Origin of the sequence: Nocardiopsis sp. NPDC006938 (genome assembly GCF_042869555.1) — a bacterium.
Taxonomy (GTDB): domain Bacteria; phylum Actinomycetota; class Actinomycetes; order Streptosporangiales; family Streptosporangiaceae; genus Nocardiopsis.
In genome coordinates, this window is record NZ_JBIAGA010000010.1 from 89,867 (window position 1) to 103,075 (window position 13,209).

Below are 13,209 nucleotides of genomic sequence, written 5' to 3' on the forward strand. Positions count from 1 at the left end.
GCTGGTGACCGCGGCTACCCGAGTCCGAAGTAGGCGCGTGATCGGCCAGGCAGCAGCAACAGTCCGCCGATCCCCAGCGTGTACAGCAGCATCAGCGTGTACACGACCATCAGCTCCGGCGTGTAGATGAACACCGTGAACATGCTCATCGCCAGGAACACCGCCCCGACCCCCTGCCCGATCACCACCAGGGCGAACACCAGGCGCGACCGGGTCAGCACACCGAAGACGCCGAAGGCGGAGAGCACACCCCACACCCCCAGGAACACCACGCCGCCCCACGACGTGTCCGCACCGTCGTCTCCGACCCTTCCCAACCCCACCGCGGTGAGTACGAACAGCACCAGCGCGTTGATCCCCAGCATCACCATGGCGGTGAGGACCGCGGCGGGCTTCTCCGCGTCGTCCGTCGCGGAGCCGCTCCCGGTGTGCCCCACGCCATCGAGGAATCGGGAGCCCGCGTCCGGGGCGGCGCGATGGGCGGCCACGGCGTGCGGATACCCCGCTGGTGGTGGCGCGCTCCACCGCTGGGAAGGGTGCGCGCCGCTCGGCGCCCCCGACCCGCCCGGTGCGCCGAGGAGGGGGTGGGGTGTCCGCTGGGTCGGTGGCGGCGCGTGGCGCACCGGTGCGACCGTGTCGTGGGTCGGGTGGGTCGGGTGGGTCGGGTGGGTCGGCGCGGGCCGGTGCGGGTTCGGGGTCTGGTGCGTCGGGTCCGGGGTGTGGTGGACGGGGTTCGGAGTGTGGTGGAGGGGGTTCGGGGTCTGGTGGACAGCGTCCGGGGGCCGGGGCGGCGCGACCGGGACCTGGCGGTCGGGGTTCGGAGTCACCCGGTCCGGGGCGGCGTCTCCACCGGTGTGCGGGACCGGGGTCCCGGCGTCGGGCCCCGACACCGGCGGCGCCCCCGAAGAGTCCGGTCCACCCGCCTCCGAGGGCACGGCGCGCCCCGTGTCCACGAGCGCCCGGGCCGCCGACCCCTCTCGCGCCAGGAGGTCCAGGGCCTCGGCGGGACCGGGCCGCGCCGCCACCTCCCTCGTCAACAGCGCGGAGATGAGGGCGCACAGGGCCCGGCTCCGGGGCGAGTCCGCCGCGCCGTTCCTCGACGGGCTCGGAACCGGAGCGGTCATCACCGCGCTGATCATCCCGGTGATGCTGTCGCGCCTGAAGGGCGAACGCCCTTCCAGGAGGCAGTACAGCGTCACCCCGAGGCTCCACAGGTCCGAGGCGGGCAGGGCGCGCTCACCCTCGAAGCGCTCCGGCGCCATGTACTCGGGCGAACCGATGTAGACACCGGTCTGGGTCAGGGCCGTGCCGCCGTCGACGTTCGCGATCCCGAAGTCCGTCAGGACGGTCCGGTCGTCCTCGGTGCACATGATGTTGGCGGGCTTGACGTCCCGGTGCGTGACCCCCGCCGCGTGCGCGGCCCGCAGGCCTCCGAGGAGGGCGCGCGCCGCCTCCTCGACCCGCTCGACCGGCATCGGGCCGCCGGTGTCGATCCGGCTCTGGAGCGAGGCCCCGCTGAGCAGCTCCATCACGATCCACGGGCTGTCGCCGTGGTCGAGCACGTCATGGATGGTCACCACCGAGGTGTGGCTGATCCGCGCGGTCGCCTGGGCCTCCCGCAGCGTGCGGGCGTGCGCCTCGGCCCGCTCGTCCGCGGACATCCCCTGGGGAAGCAGCACCTCCTTCACCGCGACGTCCCGCTGGAGGGCCGGGTCCCAGGCGTGCCAGACCGTTCCCATGCCGCCGCGCCCCAGCCTCCCGCGCAGCTCATAACGGCCGACGGAGGTACGCCCGGGGGTCGGCATGGGGGTGCTTCCCTTCTGAGGGGGTGGGGAGCGGTCCGAAGACGCGGGGAGCCGACGGGACCGGCGCCGGCGGAACTCCCACTGTAAGCCTGCCCGGCACACGGCTCCCCGCCCCGACCGACGTTGACCGGTTGCGGTCACCATCGGTCGGACCCATCGGGAAAACCATTCCGTGCGCTCCGGCGGGAACGGACGGGAAACCTTTAGAGGACAGGGTCACAAAAGGAACCTCCGCCATTCCCTAACACCCAAGAACCCGTCGGGAGAAGTCCGCGCCCAACCCCGGAGGGCGCCTGCCGGCGGCCCGGCCGCGTCGGCCCGAGGTGCCGCAGGGGACCGGACACCAGCCGGGCACCGGAAGCTAGGCTGGTCCCGGTTGCCGCCCGCCCTCCCTCCCCCGCCGTGGTCCACCCCCGCACCGACGACCGCGCCGCGGCCGCTCCCTGCGCGGGAGCCGACCGGAACGGCGGCGACGCCCCCACGCCCCAGCGGGCGCGACACCATCCTCGGACCGTACGGACACCACTCATGAGCGACACCATCAGCGAGACCGCCGCAACCGAAGAACCGCGCGTGGAAAGGACGGTGGCCTTCGTCGCCGACCCCGGAGCGACGACCTTCCTCCTGCGTGAGACCGTGACGCGCCTGGTGGGAAGCCTGGACCTCCAACGCGGCCTCGTGGACCTGACCACGCTGCCCGGAGTCGCCGTCGCCCTCGCCCTGGAAGGAGCGGGCGTCCCCTACGACCTGCTCGACTTCGGTCAGCTGACCCCGGGCGAGGACCCGGCCACCGAGCCCGCCCGGGTCCCGGGAGAGGACGTCACCATGGCCGACGCCCCCCGCCTGCGCGACGCGGCGGACGGGACGGTCACGGTCGACCCCGACCGCATCGCCGCGCTCGACGCCAACCTCATGCTCATCCCGACCGTGCGCGAGGACGGCGCACCCCAGGCCGAGTTCGGCATCGGAACCCTGCCCGGACTCGTCCTCGACCAGGCCGAACAACTGGGTCTGCGCATCCTCGTCATGTGCCCGCCCGAACAGGGCGTGCGGCGCTACCAGGACGGCTCCTGGGTACGGCAGATCGTGCACGTGACCACCGAGCGGGAGGCCGCCGCGGCCAACCGCACGGCCCCGGACGAAGCGGAGAACGCCTAGGTGGCCGCGCTCGGTACGGCCACCCCCGCCGAACGGTCGTCCTCCTGGTGGGCGATCACCGCCCAGTGCGCGGGCGGACTCGCCCTGTACGCCGCCGTCTCGCTCTCGGCGGCCCTGCTGTCGGGCTCGGCGGTGCTCGGCGCGGTCGTCTCCGGACTGGTGACCCTCGCCGTCGTCGCGGCCTGGCGCCGATGGCAGCGCGGCACCCGGACACCCCCTCCACCCTCCGCCCGGGCGCACGATCCCGGGTTCTGGGGGCTCGTCCTGTTCGGCCTGGTGCTGTGCTTCGTCGGCGGCCAGACGCTGGCCGTCTGGATTCACGCCCGCTACGGCTCCTCGGCCTTCGACTCCGTCCAGGGAGCCCAGAACGCCGTCCCGGTGCTGCTCCTACTGTTCGCGCTGGTCGTGGCGGCTCCCGCAGGCGAGGAGGCGCTCATGCGCGGCCTGGTCTACCCGCTGCTACGCCGCCGCTGGACGGTGCTCGCCTCGGCCCTGGCCAGCTCGGCTACCTTCGCCGTCCTGCACGGCAACCCGGTGCAGATCGCCGTCGCCCTCCCCTTGGGGGTACTGCTGGCGTTCGTCTACGAGCACGTGCACCGGATCTGGCCGGTCATCCTTCTGCACGCGCTGTTCAACCTGGCGTCGGCCCTGGTGCCGGTATCCCTGGTCACGGTGCTGGCGACCCCGGCCGTGTTCTGCGTCGTCCTGGCGGGCGCGGCCGCCGCGATCGCGGCGGTCCACCCGGGCCGTCAACCGCGCGCGGCCGCCAGCTGACGGAGCAACCGCTCCGCGGGCCCCCGCACCCCGTACCGCTCCGCCCACCGACACAGCAGTACGGTGACCGACCAGACGACCAGCGCGACCACCAACTGCCCGACCAGCGCCAAGGAGTCGACACCCCCCAGACGCGACACCCCGGCCGCGCACGCCAACAGCACGGTCTGCGCCAGGTAGGCGGACAGAGACCGCCTCCCGGTCGCCGTCAGCGTCCGGCCCACCACACCCGTCCCGACGCCGCGGACCGAGCCGACCAGAGCCACCAGCGCCAGACACGCGGCCCCCGCCACCAGCCCGGCCAGCCCCTGGTGCCACGCGACCAGAACCCGGGCCCCGGCTCCGGTGCCGTCCATACCGGCCCAGACCAGGGGAGTGACCACAACAGGCACCACAAGCCCCACCAGCACCAGCACAGCGAGCGGTCCCCGGTACTCGTGCGGTCGCTCCACCGGCCCCCTCCCGGCAAGCCACGCGCCCACCAGCACACCGGGCAGCACCATCGAGGTCAGCACCGTCGCCGGCGCGACGACGACCCACAGCGCCAGGCTGCTGGCGAACCCGAGCATCCCCTCCTCGAACAACAGACCGGCGGCCGCGCCGTACCCCCGCTCCAGTGTCGCCTCCGGTCCCACCACCAGCAGGAAGAGCGTGGAAAGGGCACAGACCCCACCACCCGCCACCAGCGCGACCCGCCACCGGCGAGCGGTGACGACCCCCGCGACCAGCACCGTGACGATCCCGTAGACCCCCAGGATGTCCTGCGCGAACACCAGGGCGTGCGCCCCGCCGAACGCCACCAGCCACAGACCCCGCCAGCGCAACCGCGCGGCGGCCCGCCTACGCGCGGCCACCCGGTCGAGCCCCGCGTCCACCCCCTCCTGGACGAACCGGCGCGCGAGCATGGCCAATCCGAACCCGAGCAACAGCGAGAACAGCGGATACACGCGGGAGTCCACCGCCAGGAACAGCAGCCCGGAGACGATCCCGTCGACCGCCGCCGAAGCCGTGGGGTCCAGCGAGAACCAGTAGCGGGTGTTGGCCATCGCAATGAGGAGGAGCATCACCCCGCGCGCCAGGTCAGGTACCAGCACGCGGGTAGCGGGTGGGGCCGAGGCGGCCGGTTCCGGTCTTCCCACCGATCCCTCTGTTCGCATGTGGGGAAGCTACTAGAGCCGGCAGGCTCCAGGGAGCCGAGGTTGGCGCCCGATTTGTCGCTTCTCTCGGTCGGTCGATGGCCTCGGCGGTACCCGGCTGATGCGATTCGACCTCGTCAACGGTGGGCCAGGGGTAACTAGGGAAAGCCGGGAGGAAGATTCTCTCTCGCAGGAGTTGTAGACGAGAGTCATGTCCGGGATAGCATGGGATTGGGCGAAATGAACCTCGAGTTCGTCAGGGGTGTTCTATGCCCGGATCAGAGTTCGGGGAAATGTGAACGTGAAACAAATCGCCAGGTACTTCGATTCTCGCCAGGGTGGTCGGTGTCGGGTGACTCCTCGGCGTCAACCCCGCATCACTCGCTGGTCAGACCTCACTCAAGCGCTATATGAGCACATGTGAAGGAACTCGGCTTTGGTTGACAAGAACCCCCATCACGGCGTCCCCGCGTTCAGTAGTTCGATTTCATCGACCTGGCCTAGAACAGTGGGTAAGCTGCTGCTCGACAACGGAACCCCTGTCCGCTCCGCGGAGAGGATCGCGGAGATCTCGGTGGGTCTCTCCCGGGCCGCTTATGACGCTTCGCGCAGAGTTGGTTCTGGAAATGAGAAGTTTCGAAAAAAGAAATATGAAGAAGGCCTGAAACATCTCAATACGTGGACGGAGTCAGCGGGCCTGGGTCAGGCGCAGGTGAACACCGAAATGCGTGACATTGTGAAGAGGGATACGAAGCTCTCGCCCATCTTCAAAGAAACCGCGCATGGGGTGCTGGCTAGGTCAGAATCGAAAACGGGAGAACCCACCGGTCCCATGAACCAGCTTACGTTGCGCCCGCGGATGACCCCCCAACAACACTATTCCGCGATTTCCAAAACTCTCGGTCAAAGATTCTCGAGCATGAATAACGCGGCGGACTTCGACCAAGTCTTGCAGGATTTCGACAAGGCGACTCGAATCCCCAGCTCGCCTCTCCGGATGGGGCTCAGGCAGGACAGGATCGGCGAAGAAATTCAGGAAGAGATATTCAGGAGATCTTTCAAGAAGGCCATCTCGGAATCGCCTCCGAAGTTGGATATGTCTCCTGAGTTTGCGGCGCTTTCGAGGGTTCGCATCATGGAGTTCGTGGAGAGAGGGGGTTCCCCAGGGGGGCAAGAACAGGATTCTCTCTATAGGGAGAACCCGTCCATGGAGATCTCGTCGAAGCCTTTCCGTAAACATGCCGAAGGAATCTTCACCGAGCGTGAGGTGGAGGGGCTGAAAGCATATGTGTCCGGTCTGGCGAAAGCTGGAGAAGTGAGTCATGAGAGTTCGGAAGAGAGGGAGTTCGGTTTCTGAAGAGTAGTCGGGGTGCTCCGCCGCGACCGCCGCGAACCACAGGCCAACACCGGCGAGCAGAACGAAGAGCGGATCGGCCTGAGGGTTGTACGACCGGGAGGACGGCCCGGCCGACCGGTCCGAATTGGAGAAGTGCCGAAGGGGCGTTACCGCCGCCCTCTGGGGAGGCAGATCCTGAACCAACGGACGGGCTCCGAGTGGCGTCGTCGCAGTGGCCGGTACCGGGCTTCGCCCCTCATCCATCTGTTCGCATGGCGCGAAGCTGGGCGGTCTCCTCCTCCGGAGGTCGGCAGTGAGGAGACAAAATTCGAGGTCGGAGCGGTCGTTGCGGGTGCTGGGTTCCCGCCGGGTTCTCAGAGACGATGCGGAAGCGTTGATGTAACGCGCCCGTGGTGTCAGGATTGGTTGTGGTGCAGTTAGCCGGGAACGTTCTGGTTCCCGATTCCAGTCAAGTCCGAGGAGTTCGAACCCCGTGACCAGCATTAACTGTCCTGTGCGCCTGGCTGTCCTGAGTCTGACAGCCGTCCTCGCTCTGACCGCGTGCTCGTCTTCCACTCACGCTTTCGACTTCACCGAAGCATCAGCGGAACCGTCCACGAGTATTGAGTTTCAGATTCCCAGCGAACTTGTCGAATCCAGTGAGACCTACGCTGGCGGAAGAGTTTTTGAATCCGTCACTGTGTCTGCAGCTGAAATCGAGGACTCCGCAGGATGTGGTGTGAATTATCAGATCGAATACGCTGAAGGCGGATACGAGCTACTTGAGGAATATTTCGCTCACGAAGAAGGGCAAGGTAAATCACGCGATGAGACGATGTCTTTTCACTTCTTTAATGTGAACAAGGATGCGATGGATGCCAATGAGGACTTTACTTCGGTGGTGCTGCCTGTGAAGTGTGCCTCGTCTCCTGTCGACTCAGAAAACACGAGGGCTGTCAAATTTATGCGAATCGCCGACTCGGAAGGGGTCATCAACAGTAGTGAGTTCGCTCGCGCTGAGGTGAGTGTCATGGTTGGGGGGGAATTGTCCATTCAGGAGTTCGAGGTTGACGGATGGCAGGCAGACAGTAATGGTGCCTGGATCAAGGAATAGAGGCCGACCTCCGCTGTATTGACGGGTTCTCTGGGGTGGGGAAGTGGTCGGTCCAGATCAAGGGTCTGCTATCTAGCAGGTGTGCGCGATACGGAGTGAAAGGAGATTCTCTTGGCTGAAGGAAATGGAGCGAAACGTGAGCCTGTCGTCAGAAGGCTGGCTGCCCATGTCTTTGATGCCACGACTCGCCCGGGTTCGGATGCGGAAAGGGAGCTTCGCAAGCGTCAGAAGAAATTCGATCGCCGAGAAAGGAGTGAGCGCAGGAGAGTCAGGAAGGAGGCCTCGGGTCCTAACGCCACAGAGGCGGCCCAGCTCCAACAGAGGATTCAGAGAGAATGGGAGAATTTGGGTGAATCTGTACGCGATTCGGAGCTTGGGAAGAATCCGGAATCTCAGGGAAGGAGACTCGACAGGCTGAACAACACATTCGTTGCGAGGGTCGTACGCCGGATAACCCAGTACGTACGTGTCCACGGACGAGAGGGCGTCGTCTCTGCTTTGGGCAGGGGCTCGTCCGCCCTTGCGCTTTGGGAAAAGTCGCGCAGTCCTTCGTATGCCCGATTCATGGCGGACGTGCGGGCCCAGGAGCGGGGTCAGGCAGGGCGGACCGACGAGGCATCCGGGGCCCGGGGACAGACGTACGGGTCAGAAGCAAGGACTGGTCGGGATACGGCCCGCGCTCCTTACGTCGAGGACAGTGCCGCGCGGATCAAGATCGGTCTCATCCAAAACGCCTATCGGAAGATGCGCAGGCCCGGGGCAGCCCTGGACGAGATCAGACGCGACTACGAGAGTTCCGTTCGTGCGCTTGAGGAGCGATTCGAGGCTGACGGTCTGGATCTCGCCGCGGTGGATCGCAAAGTGGGAACCATGGTCGCGCAGCTCGTCGAGAATGAACCGGCTCAGGCGGTCTACTTCGGCGCACCGACCTCTGGCCGCACCCACAGGGGGGAAGAGCACACTGCAGGAGCGTTCGGTCCGCCGGAGCCGATGGACGCAGATCAGCACCGCGCCGCGATGGCCCGGGAGATCTACGACGTGCTCGCCAATTCTGGCGACGCGGATGAGTTCGGCAGTGCCCTACAGCAGTACATCGTCGCGTCCGCCACCAGGAAATACCCCCACGCGGTCGAGAATGTCGAGAACCCGGAACTGCGCGCTCGGATGGATCGAACCCGCGGGTGGTTTCTGGCCATGAAGGGCGACGGGGTCAGAGACCAGGACCAGAGACTGGCCTACCTACTCGCGCTCCGCGAAGCCTTGGAGGCTCTGCAGGACAGTCACGGGCAGACTCTGACGCAGTGGCATCGGAACCTAGGGCCCGGGTGGGAGAGCAAGACACAGGAGCTCGCCGACACGTACTGGGATTTCGGCGAGCCGAGCGCGACCACACGCGAGCGTGAAGCGGAGGGCCGTGCTGAGGCGGTGGCCGGCACGGAGGCTGGTTGGGGTGGCACCGTTTCGCAGGACACTAGTGCCGATCCTGTGTCAGAACCTCCCCCGTACAACAGGACGGAACTCTGCCGCAGAGCCGGACTGGTTGATGAACGGGGTGAGGTCGACCAGGGGCAACTCGCCGTTATGGAGGGTAAGGGGGTCTCGCTGGAGCGAGCCGCCCACCCAGACGGCGGTTGGCGGCCCCCCGCCAACACAGGTGCTGATTCCAAGTCAAGGCAAGCCGCACTGATCGTCGCGATGTCTGAACATATGGCGAACGACATGCTCCACACCCGGCGACTGAACAACGGCAGAGACCCCGGTGAGAACTTTAAGAACGCCGCGAGGGTGTGGTGTGAAAGGGGCACCGCCGTGGGTGCTCCCAGTACACAGCAGGAGGAGGCGAATACTGGTCGGCAGGCGGACCACACTCCTTGGAACGACACGGCGTCGGACACCCGGGCACGCGAAATCCGAGGCATGTCCACTTCGATGGGTGCTCTGAGTCCTCTGGACAAGGATCGAATGCACGCCAAGGCCTTTGAATTGGCTCTGGTGAAGGCAGTGCAGAAAGACCCCTCTATCGAGCCGCTCATGCGAGAGATGGCCCGACACCGTGGTGAAGAGCCCGGCAACTGGAGAGAGTCGGCATACGAGGCCGCTATGTCGCTTGGCCAGAGTGTTAGGGCCGACGGGCTTGGAGAGACGTCGGGTGCGGTGCCCGAGCCGGGCATGGAGCAACAGGAGCCGGGTCCACAGACACGGCAGCAGAGAGCTGCGGAAGTGAATGCGCGGACATCGCAGAAGAGTGTCCCAGAACCACAGGCCGGGCTCCCGGGGGAGGCCGTGAGCTTCTATCTGAGAAAGCGGGCTTCGGAAGGGCCGCGGCATCCACGGGAGGGTAATCCCGAGGTTGGTCAACAGTTCGACTCCCGTTAGAGTTGTGAAGCCATCGGTTTGGTGCCTTTAAGTGGCTGCCAGTCAACCAGATGAATGACTTCGCTCCCTGAGAAAGGTGCTGGTATGGAAGATTCAAAGGATCGTCAGGAGTCCATTGTAGACAAATTCGACCTCAAAGGGCTCATGGGGTTTGTCCCCGGCGAGGATGACGAGCGTTGGGCGGAACTGGAGAAACAGGCCCAGGAGCGCATCGCGAGCGGTGGAGGCATCGGTTGGGATGCGAAGCGGTCCGCCGCGACGGATGGTTTCCCGGACGCTGATAAGTGAGGACTCGCTCTGCTGAAGGCAGGGGGATGCTCGCTCCCTGAGGTCGGGGACAGTGTGAGACAAGCGCGAAGAAGGTGCACGTGAGGGGCTCCCTCCGTGCACCTATTCACGTGCGGTAAGGGGGCTAGTTCTGGTCGAATATGAAGAGCAGAACCAGGAGGTGGGGGATGCCGATCACGGCAATCGCCAACAGCTGACCACCCCAGTCAATCCCCAGGGGTTCGTTGATCATCGCGATCAGATGTTCGATGGCTGGGCCGACCAGCACTACCAGCGGATCGGCCAGACCGGATTGGAACACGAGCCAGAACAGCCCCCACAACATCACCACGACGACGCACAGCGCAATGAATCGACGCAGATTGAGAGACCTCCGACCGTACGAGTTGGTTCCGTTTCGAGCCATGGGGTCCTCCTCGTTTTCGACTGATCCGCGCACTACCTTACGGCTTGTCGTCGATGGCGGGAGGCAGGCGATCCTTGGGCGACGCGCTGATCTATCGTGAGATCGGCATCTCAGGGCAAGAGGTCTCCCGGTGGATGGAGGCCGATGTCGAATCAGCCACCGGATGTGTCTTCTCCCTGTAACGCGACGGATTGCTGTAGCGCATCCAGGTTGGAGTGGATGGTCGAGGTTCTGGCCCGGATATCTGAGGCACGGCAGAAGGGGCCTGGCGTTGATGAGAAAGGGTCCAGATGTTCGGTGCGGATTGGAAACCGTCCCGGGCGGCTGAGGTACGTGAACGCTGGCGCGGCACCCAGCAGCGGGCGCAGTTCGCCGAACACACCGTGGCGCTGCTGCTACGGACTCGCGGATGGACGCGAAGGTGGACTGAGGTCTCAAAACCGACCTCGTCGCCGGGCTGAATACGGGAGCGACCAGGGTCGTCAGAAGCGAATAGCCTGATCGACCAGTGTTAGCGCTCGACGGGCGTCTACTTCGAGTGCACGAAGTCCATGCAGGTGATCCTTGGCCAGTCGAACGTGGGAGATCCGGGGTTCCGGGACCGTGACGATTGTCAGGCGCCTGGTCTGGCCGTGTGTGGCTGCGGGATGCCATTGATGCCAGCGCCTGCATCCATGGCGCCCCCAGGAGTGGCTGTGTGGGAGCGGTCGGATCAGGCACCTGAGGGTTCCGTGGTGCCGCCGCCGGGTCTCTATTACCAGATCAGCTGACACATGTGAAGTGTGACACATGTCCACTTTCGGACAACTGGATACACGAGGCGGCTGTGGGTCCTCGTCCTGCGCCTGACCTCGTGTGATGCCTCGAGGACTCGAGGCAGGGTCTGCCTGGAGGCGGAAGTAGCATCCGTAAGGACATATAAATCCTGTCAAAATGAGAACCGCGGATACGCGCAGCGCAACTCACACCACGCAAGGCGACCTGGCCGCGTGATACGAGAGCGGAGAAGCAGACCCGTGAAGTTCGAGTTCACCGCACCAGCGGAGCGGGACTCACCACCGAACAGGATGAAGTCCTCCTCATCGAACAGCCGAGGGCCTGACCCTCTCTCCTCTGTGTTCGCCCGCTTCGAGTGGCGATGGACTCAACGTGTGGACACTGGTGTTCGTCCACAGGCGTGCATCGCCAAACAGCGAGCTTCACGCGGCTGTGCAGCCCTCTCTCTTCCGAACCCCGTTCTCCTTACCTGCTTACGCCCCTGAGTAGGGTGTCAATGTTCCCTCCCGCCGTAGTCTCGATCCAGCGGCGCCGGTGGTCGGGACGTCGATCTCTAAGGATGAGTCCCTGGTCCCGTTCCACTGCCCCATGCAATCAGCCCAGGAGAAGGACCCTAGTTCTCCGATAGCATCCGGCGCAGCGGTCGACTCACGTGGGTAGGACGGGACAGGTGACTCCGATGGACGCGCCGCTCGTAGCGACAAGGTGATACCCGGCTACGCGCGGAAAAGGAGTGTGTGACGTGGCCAAGAGCGTCTTCAAGATACCGACCAGCCTGGATCGGTCTTTTCTCGATCACGAGATCGCGTTGGCGGGTGGCGGGTGGCAGATGCGGCCCAAGCCAACCAAGGTCATCCTGTTCTGGACGGCCTCCTTGCTGTCTCTGTTCTGGGTCTGTACGTCCTCGTTCGTGTCTGACGCCGACTGGTGGATTGTTCTCCTGGTCGTTATCTGGTGGTTGACCGCCACCGCCTTTTTCGGACAGTACTCGAAGACCAAGGAAATGCGGTTCACGTCTTTGCCGGCGCTCCTGGAGTACGTGCCCCGGTCCGCTCGCCGCGTCATCACAAGACGCGGTTCCGACCCTGGCCCGTTCTCCTCGGTGGTAGGTGTCAAGAAAGTGGATGAAAGTGGGTACATCGAATGGTTCGACGGTACGGTCGGCCAGGCCTATCTGGTAGTGGGATCTGCCTCGGTGTTGGTCTTCGACGAAGATAAGAAGGCCATTCTCAACAGGGTCGACGCGTTCTGGCGCAAGGTGGACACCGACGTCGAATACATCTGGATCACCACCAAGGAACCCCAGCGAGTCTATCGCCAGCTGGGAAACCTCGAACTGCTCAACAGGAATCTGGAAGTCCGTGATCCGGAGCTGTTCGAACTGCTGGATGAGCGCTATTCGATTCTCAAAGAATATGTGGGTGGACAGTTCAACTCCATCCATCAATATCTGGTGCTCAAGGGTGACAACCTGGAGGCCCTTCGCCGGGCGCACGCCCTGGTGAGGTCAGAGGTCGAGGGTTCCAGTCTGATGATCAAGCAGGCATCCATGTTGGGTTCCAATGATCTCTACGAGATGTTGCGAACCATATACACCGTTTCCCGTTGACCATTCGAACTCATCCCGATGGTGTTTCCCCTCCGATGTGAATATTTTCTGAGAAAGTGAAGTGTGCGCATGAGTACCGGTGCAGGGTTTCCAGGTAGTGCTGCCGGCACCTCGCACGGGCATCTTCCCGGAGCGCTCTCAGAAAGCAGCCGTGCCTCGGCGCAGGATCGCTCGGGAGCCGAAGACCAGCAGGAATCCCATTCTCAGCCAGCGCCTCCTCCGACGTTCAGCAGTCTGTTCCCCGACCTGGCGCAACAATCACAGGAATACGAGGAAGGCAGCGGCAAGGACAAGGGCGACCCGTATGCGGGAATGAGTGCCAAAGAGCGGAAGGCAGCCGAGAAGAAGGCCCGACAGCTGAGCGGCACCTTCGAGGACTATCCTTTCTTGATTGCTCTCAAGCCAAAGGAACGCTACGTCTTCCGGAGTG

Annotated in this window: 10 protein-coding genes; 7 read left to right on the forward strand and 3 right to left on the reverse strand. The window is 64.8% G+C overall.

Annotated features, from left to right (window positions below; genetic code table 11):
• Positions 1-14 precede the first annotated feature (14 nt).
• The gene (locus ACFYL4_RS16685; protein ID WP_387519093.1) at positions 15-1,805 is read right to left on the reverse strand and encodes a protein kinase; all 1,791 of its coding nucleotides are present in this window, start codon (positions 1,803-1,805) and stop codon (positions 15-17) included.
• A gap of 528 nt (positions 1,806-2,333) precedes the next feature.
• Between ACFYL4_RS16685 and ACFYL4_RS16690 the strand changes: the two genes are divergently transcribed.
• Complete coding sequence (locus ACFYL4_RS16690) at positions 2,334-2,963, forward strand: hypothetical protein (protein ID WP_387519094.1); 630 nt, start codon at positions 2,334-2,336, stop codon at positions 2,961-2,963.
• Positions 2,964-3,737, forward strand: coding sequence for a CPBP family intramembrane glutamic endopeptidase (locus ACFYL4_RS16695; protein ID WP_387519095.1), 774 nt, complete (start codon positions 2,964-2,966; stop codon positions 3,735-3,737).
• On the opposite strand, the gene ACFYL4_RS16700 is transcribed toward ACFYL4_RS16695, so the two are convergent.
• Positions 3,713-4,831: a DUF418 domain-containing protein gene (locus ACFYL4_RS16700; protein ID WP_387519096.1), complete on the reverse strand. Its 1,119-nt coding sequence runs from the start codon at positions 4,829-4,831 to the stop codon at positions 3,713-3,715. The two genes, ACFYL4_RS16695 and ACFYL4_RS16700, sit on opposite strands and share 25 nt — an antisense overlap.
• Positions 4,832-5,381: 550 nt before the next feature.
• On the opposite strand from ACFYL4_RS16700, the gene ACFYL4_RS16705 reads away from it, so the two are divergent.
• The 4 genes from ACFYL4_RS16705 to ACFYL4_RS16720 all read left to right on the forward strand — a co-directional run bounded on the left by ACFYL4_RS16705 (position 5,382) and on the right by ACFYL4_RS16720 (position 9,987).
• Positions 5,382-6,230 (forward strand): hypothetical protein, encoded by an 849-nt coding sequence (locus tag ACFYL4_RS16705; protein ID WP_387519097.1) that lies wholly within the window; start codon positions 5,382-5,384, stop codon positions 6,228-6,230.
• 472 nt (positions 6,231-6,702) lie between these two features.
• The gene (locus tag ACFYL4_RS16710; RefSeq protein ID WP_387519098.1) at positions 6,703-7,323 is read left to right on the forward strand and encodes a hypothetical protein; all 621 of its coding nucleotides are present in this window, start codon (positions 6,703-6,705) and stop codon (positions 7,321-7,323) included.
• Between the two features lie 111 nt (positions 7,324-7,434).
• A complete protein-coding gene (locus ACFYL4_RS16715; protein ID WP_387519099.1) occupies positions 7,435-9,699 on the forward strand; it encodes a hypothetical protein in 2,265 nt (754 codons plus the stop codon).
• Positions 9,700-9,783: 84 nt separating this feature from the next.
• Complete coding sequence (locus ACFYL4_RS16720) at positions 9,784-9,987, forward strand: hypothetical protein (protein ID WP_387519100.1); 204 nt, start codon at positions 9,784-9,786, stop codon at positions 9,985-9,987.
• 124 nt (positions 9,988-10,111) lie between these two features.
• On the opposite strand, the gene ACFYL4_RS16725 is transcribed toward ACFYL4_RS16720, so the two are convergent.
• Positions 10,112-10,393 carry a hypothetical protein gene (locus ACFYL4_RS16725; RefSeq protein ID WP_387519101.1) on the reverse strand — a complete coding sequence of 94 codons (282 nt, stop codon included), beginning with the start codon at positions 10,391-10,393 and terminating at the stop codon, positions 10,112-10,114.
• Positions 10,394-11,912: 1,519 nt separating this feature from the next.
• Between ACFYL4_RS16725 and ACFYL4_RS16730 the strand changes: the two genes are divergently transcribed.
• On the forward strand, positions 11,913-12,779 hold the full coding sequence (locus ACFYL4_RS16730) for a hypothetical protein (RefSeq protein ID WP_387519102.1): 867 nt from the start codon (positions 11,913-11,915) through the stop codon (positions 12,777-12,779).
• Positions 12,780-13,209 lie beyond the last annotated feature (430 nt).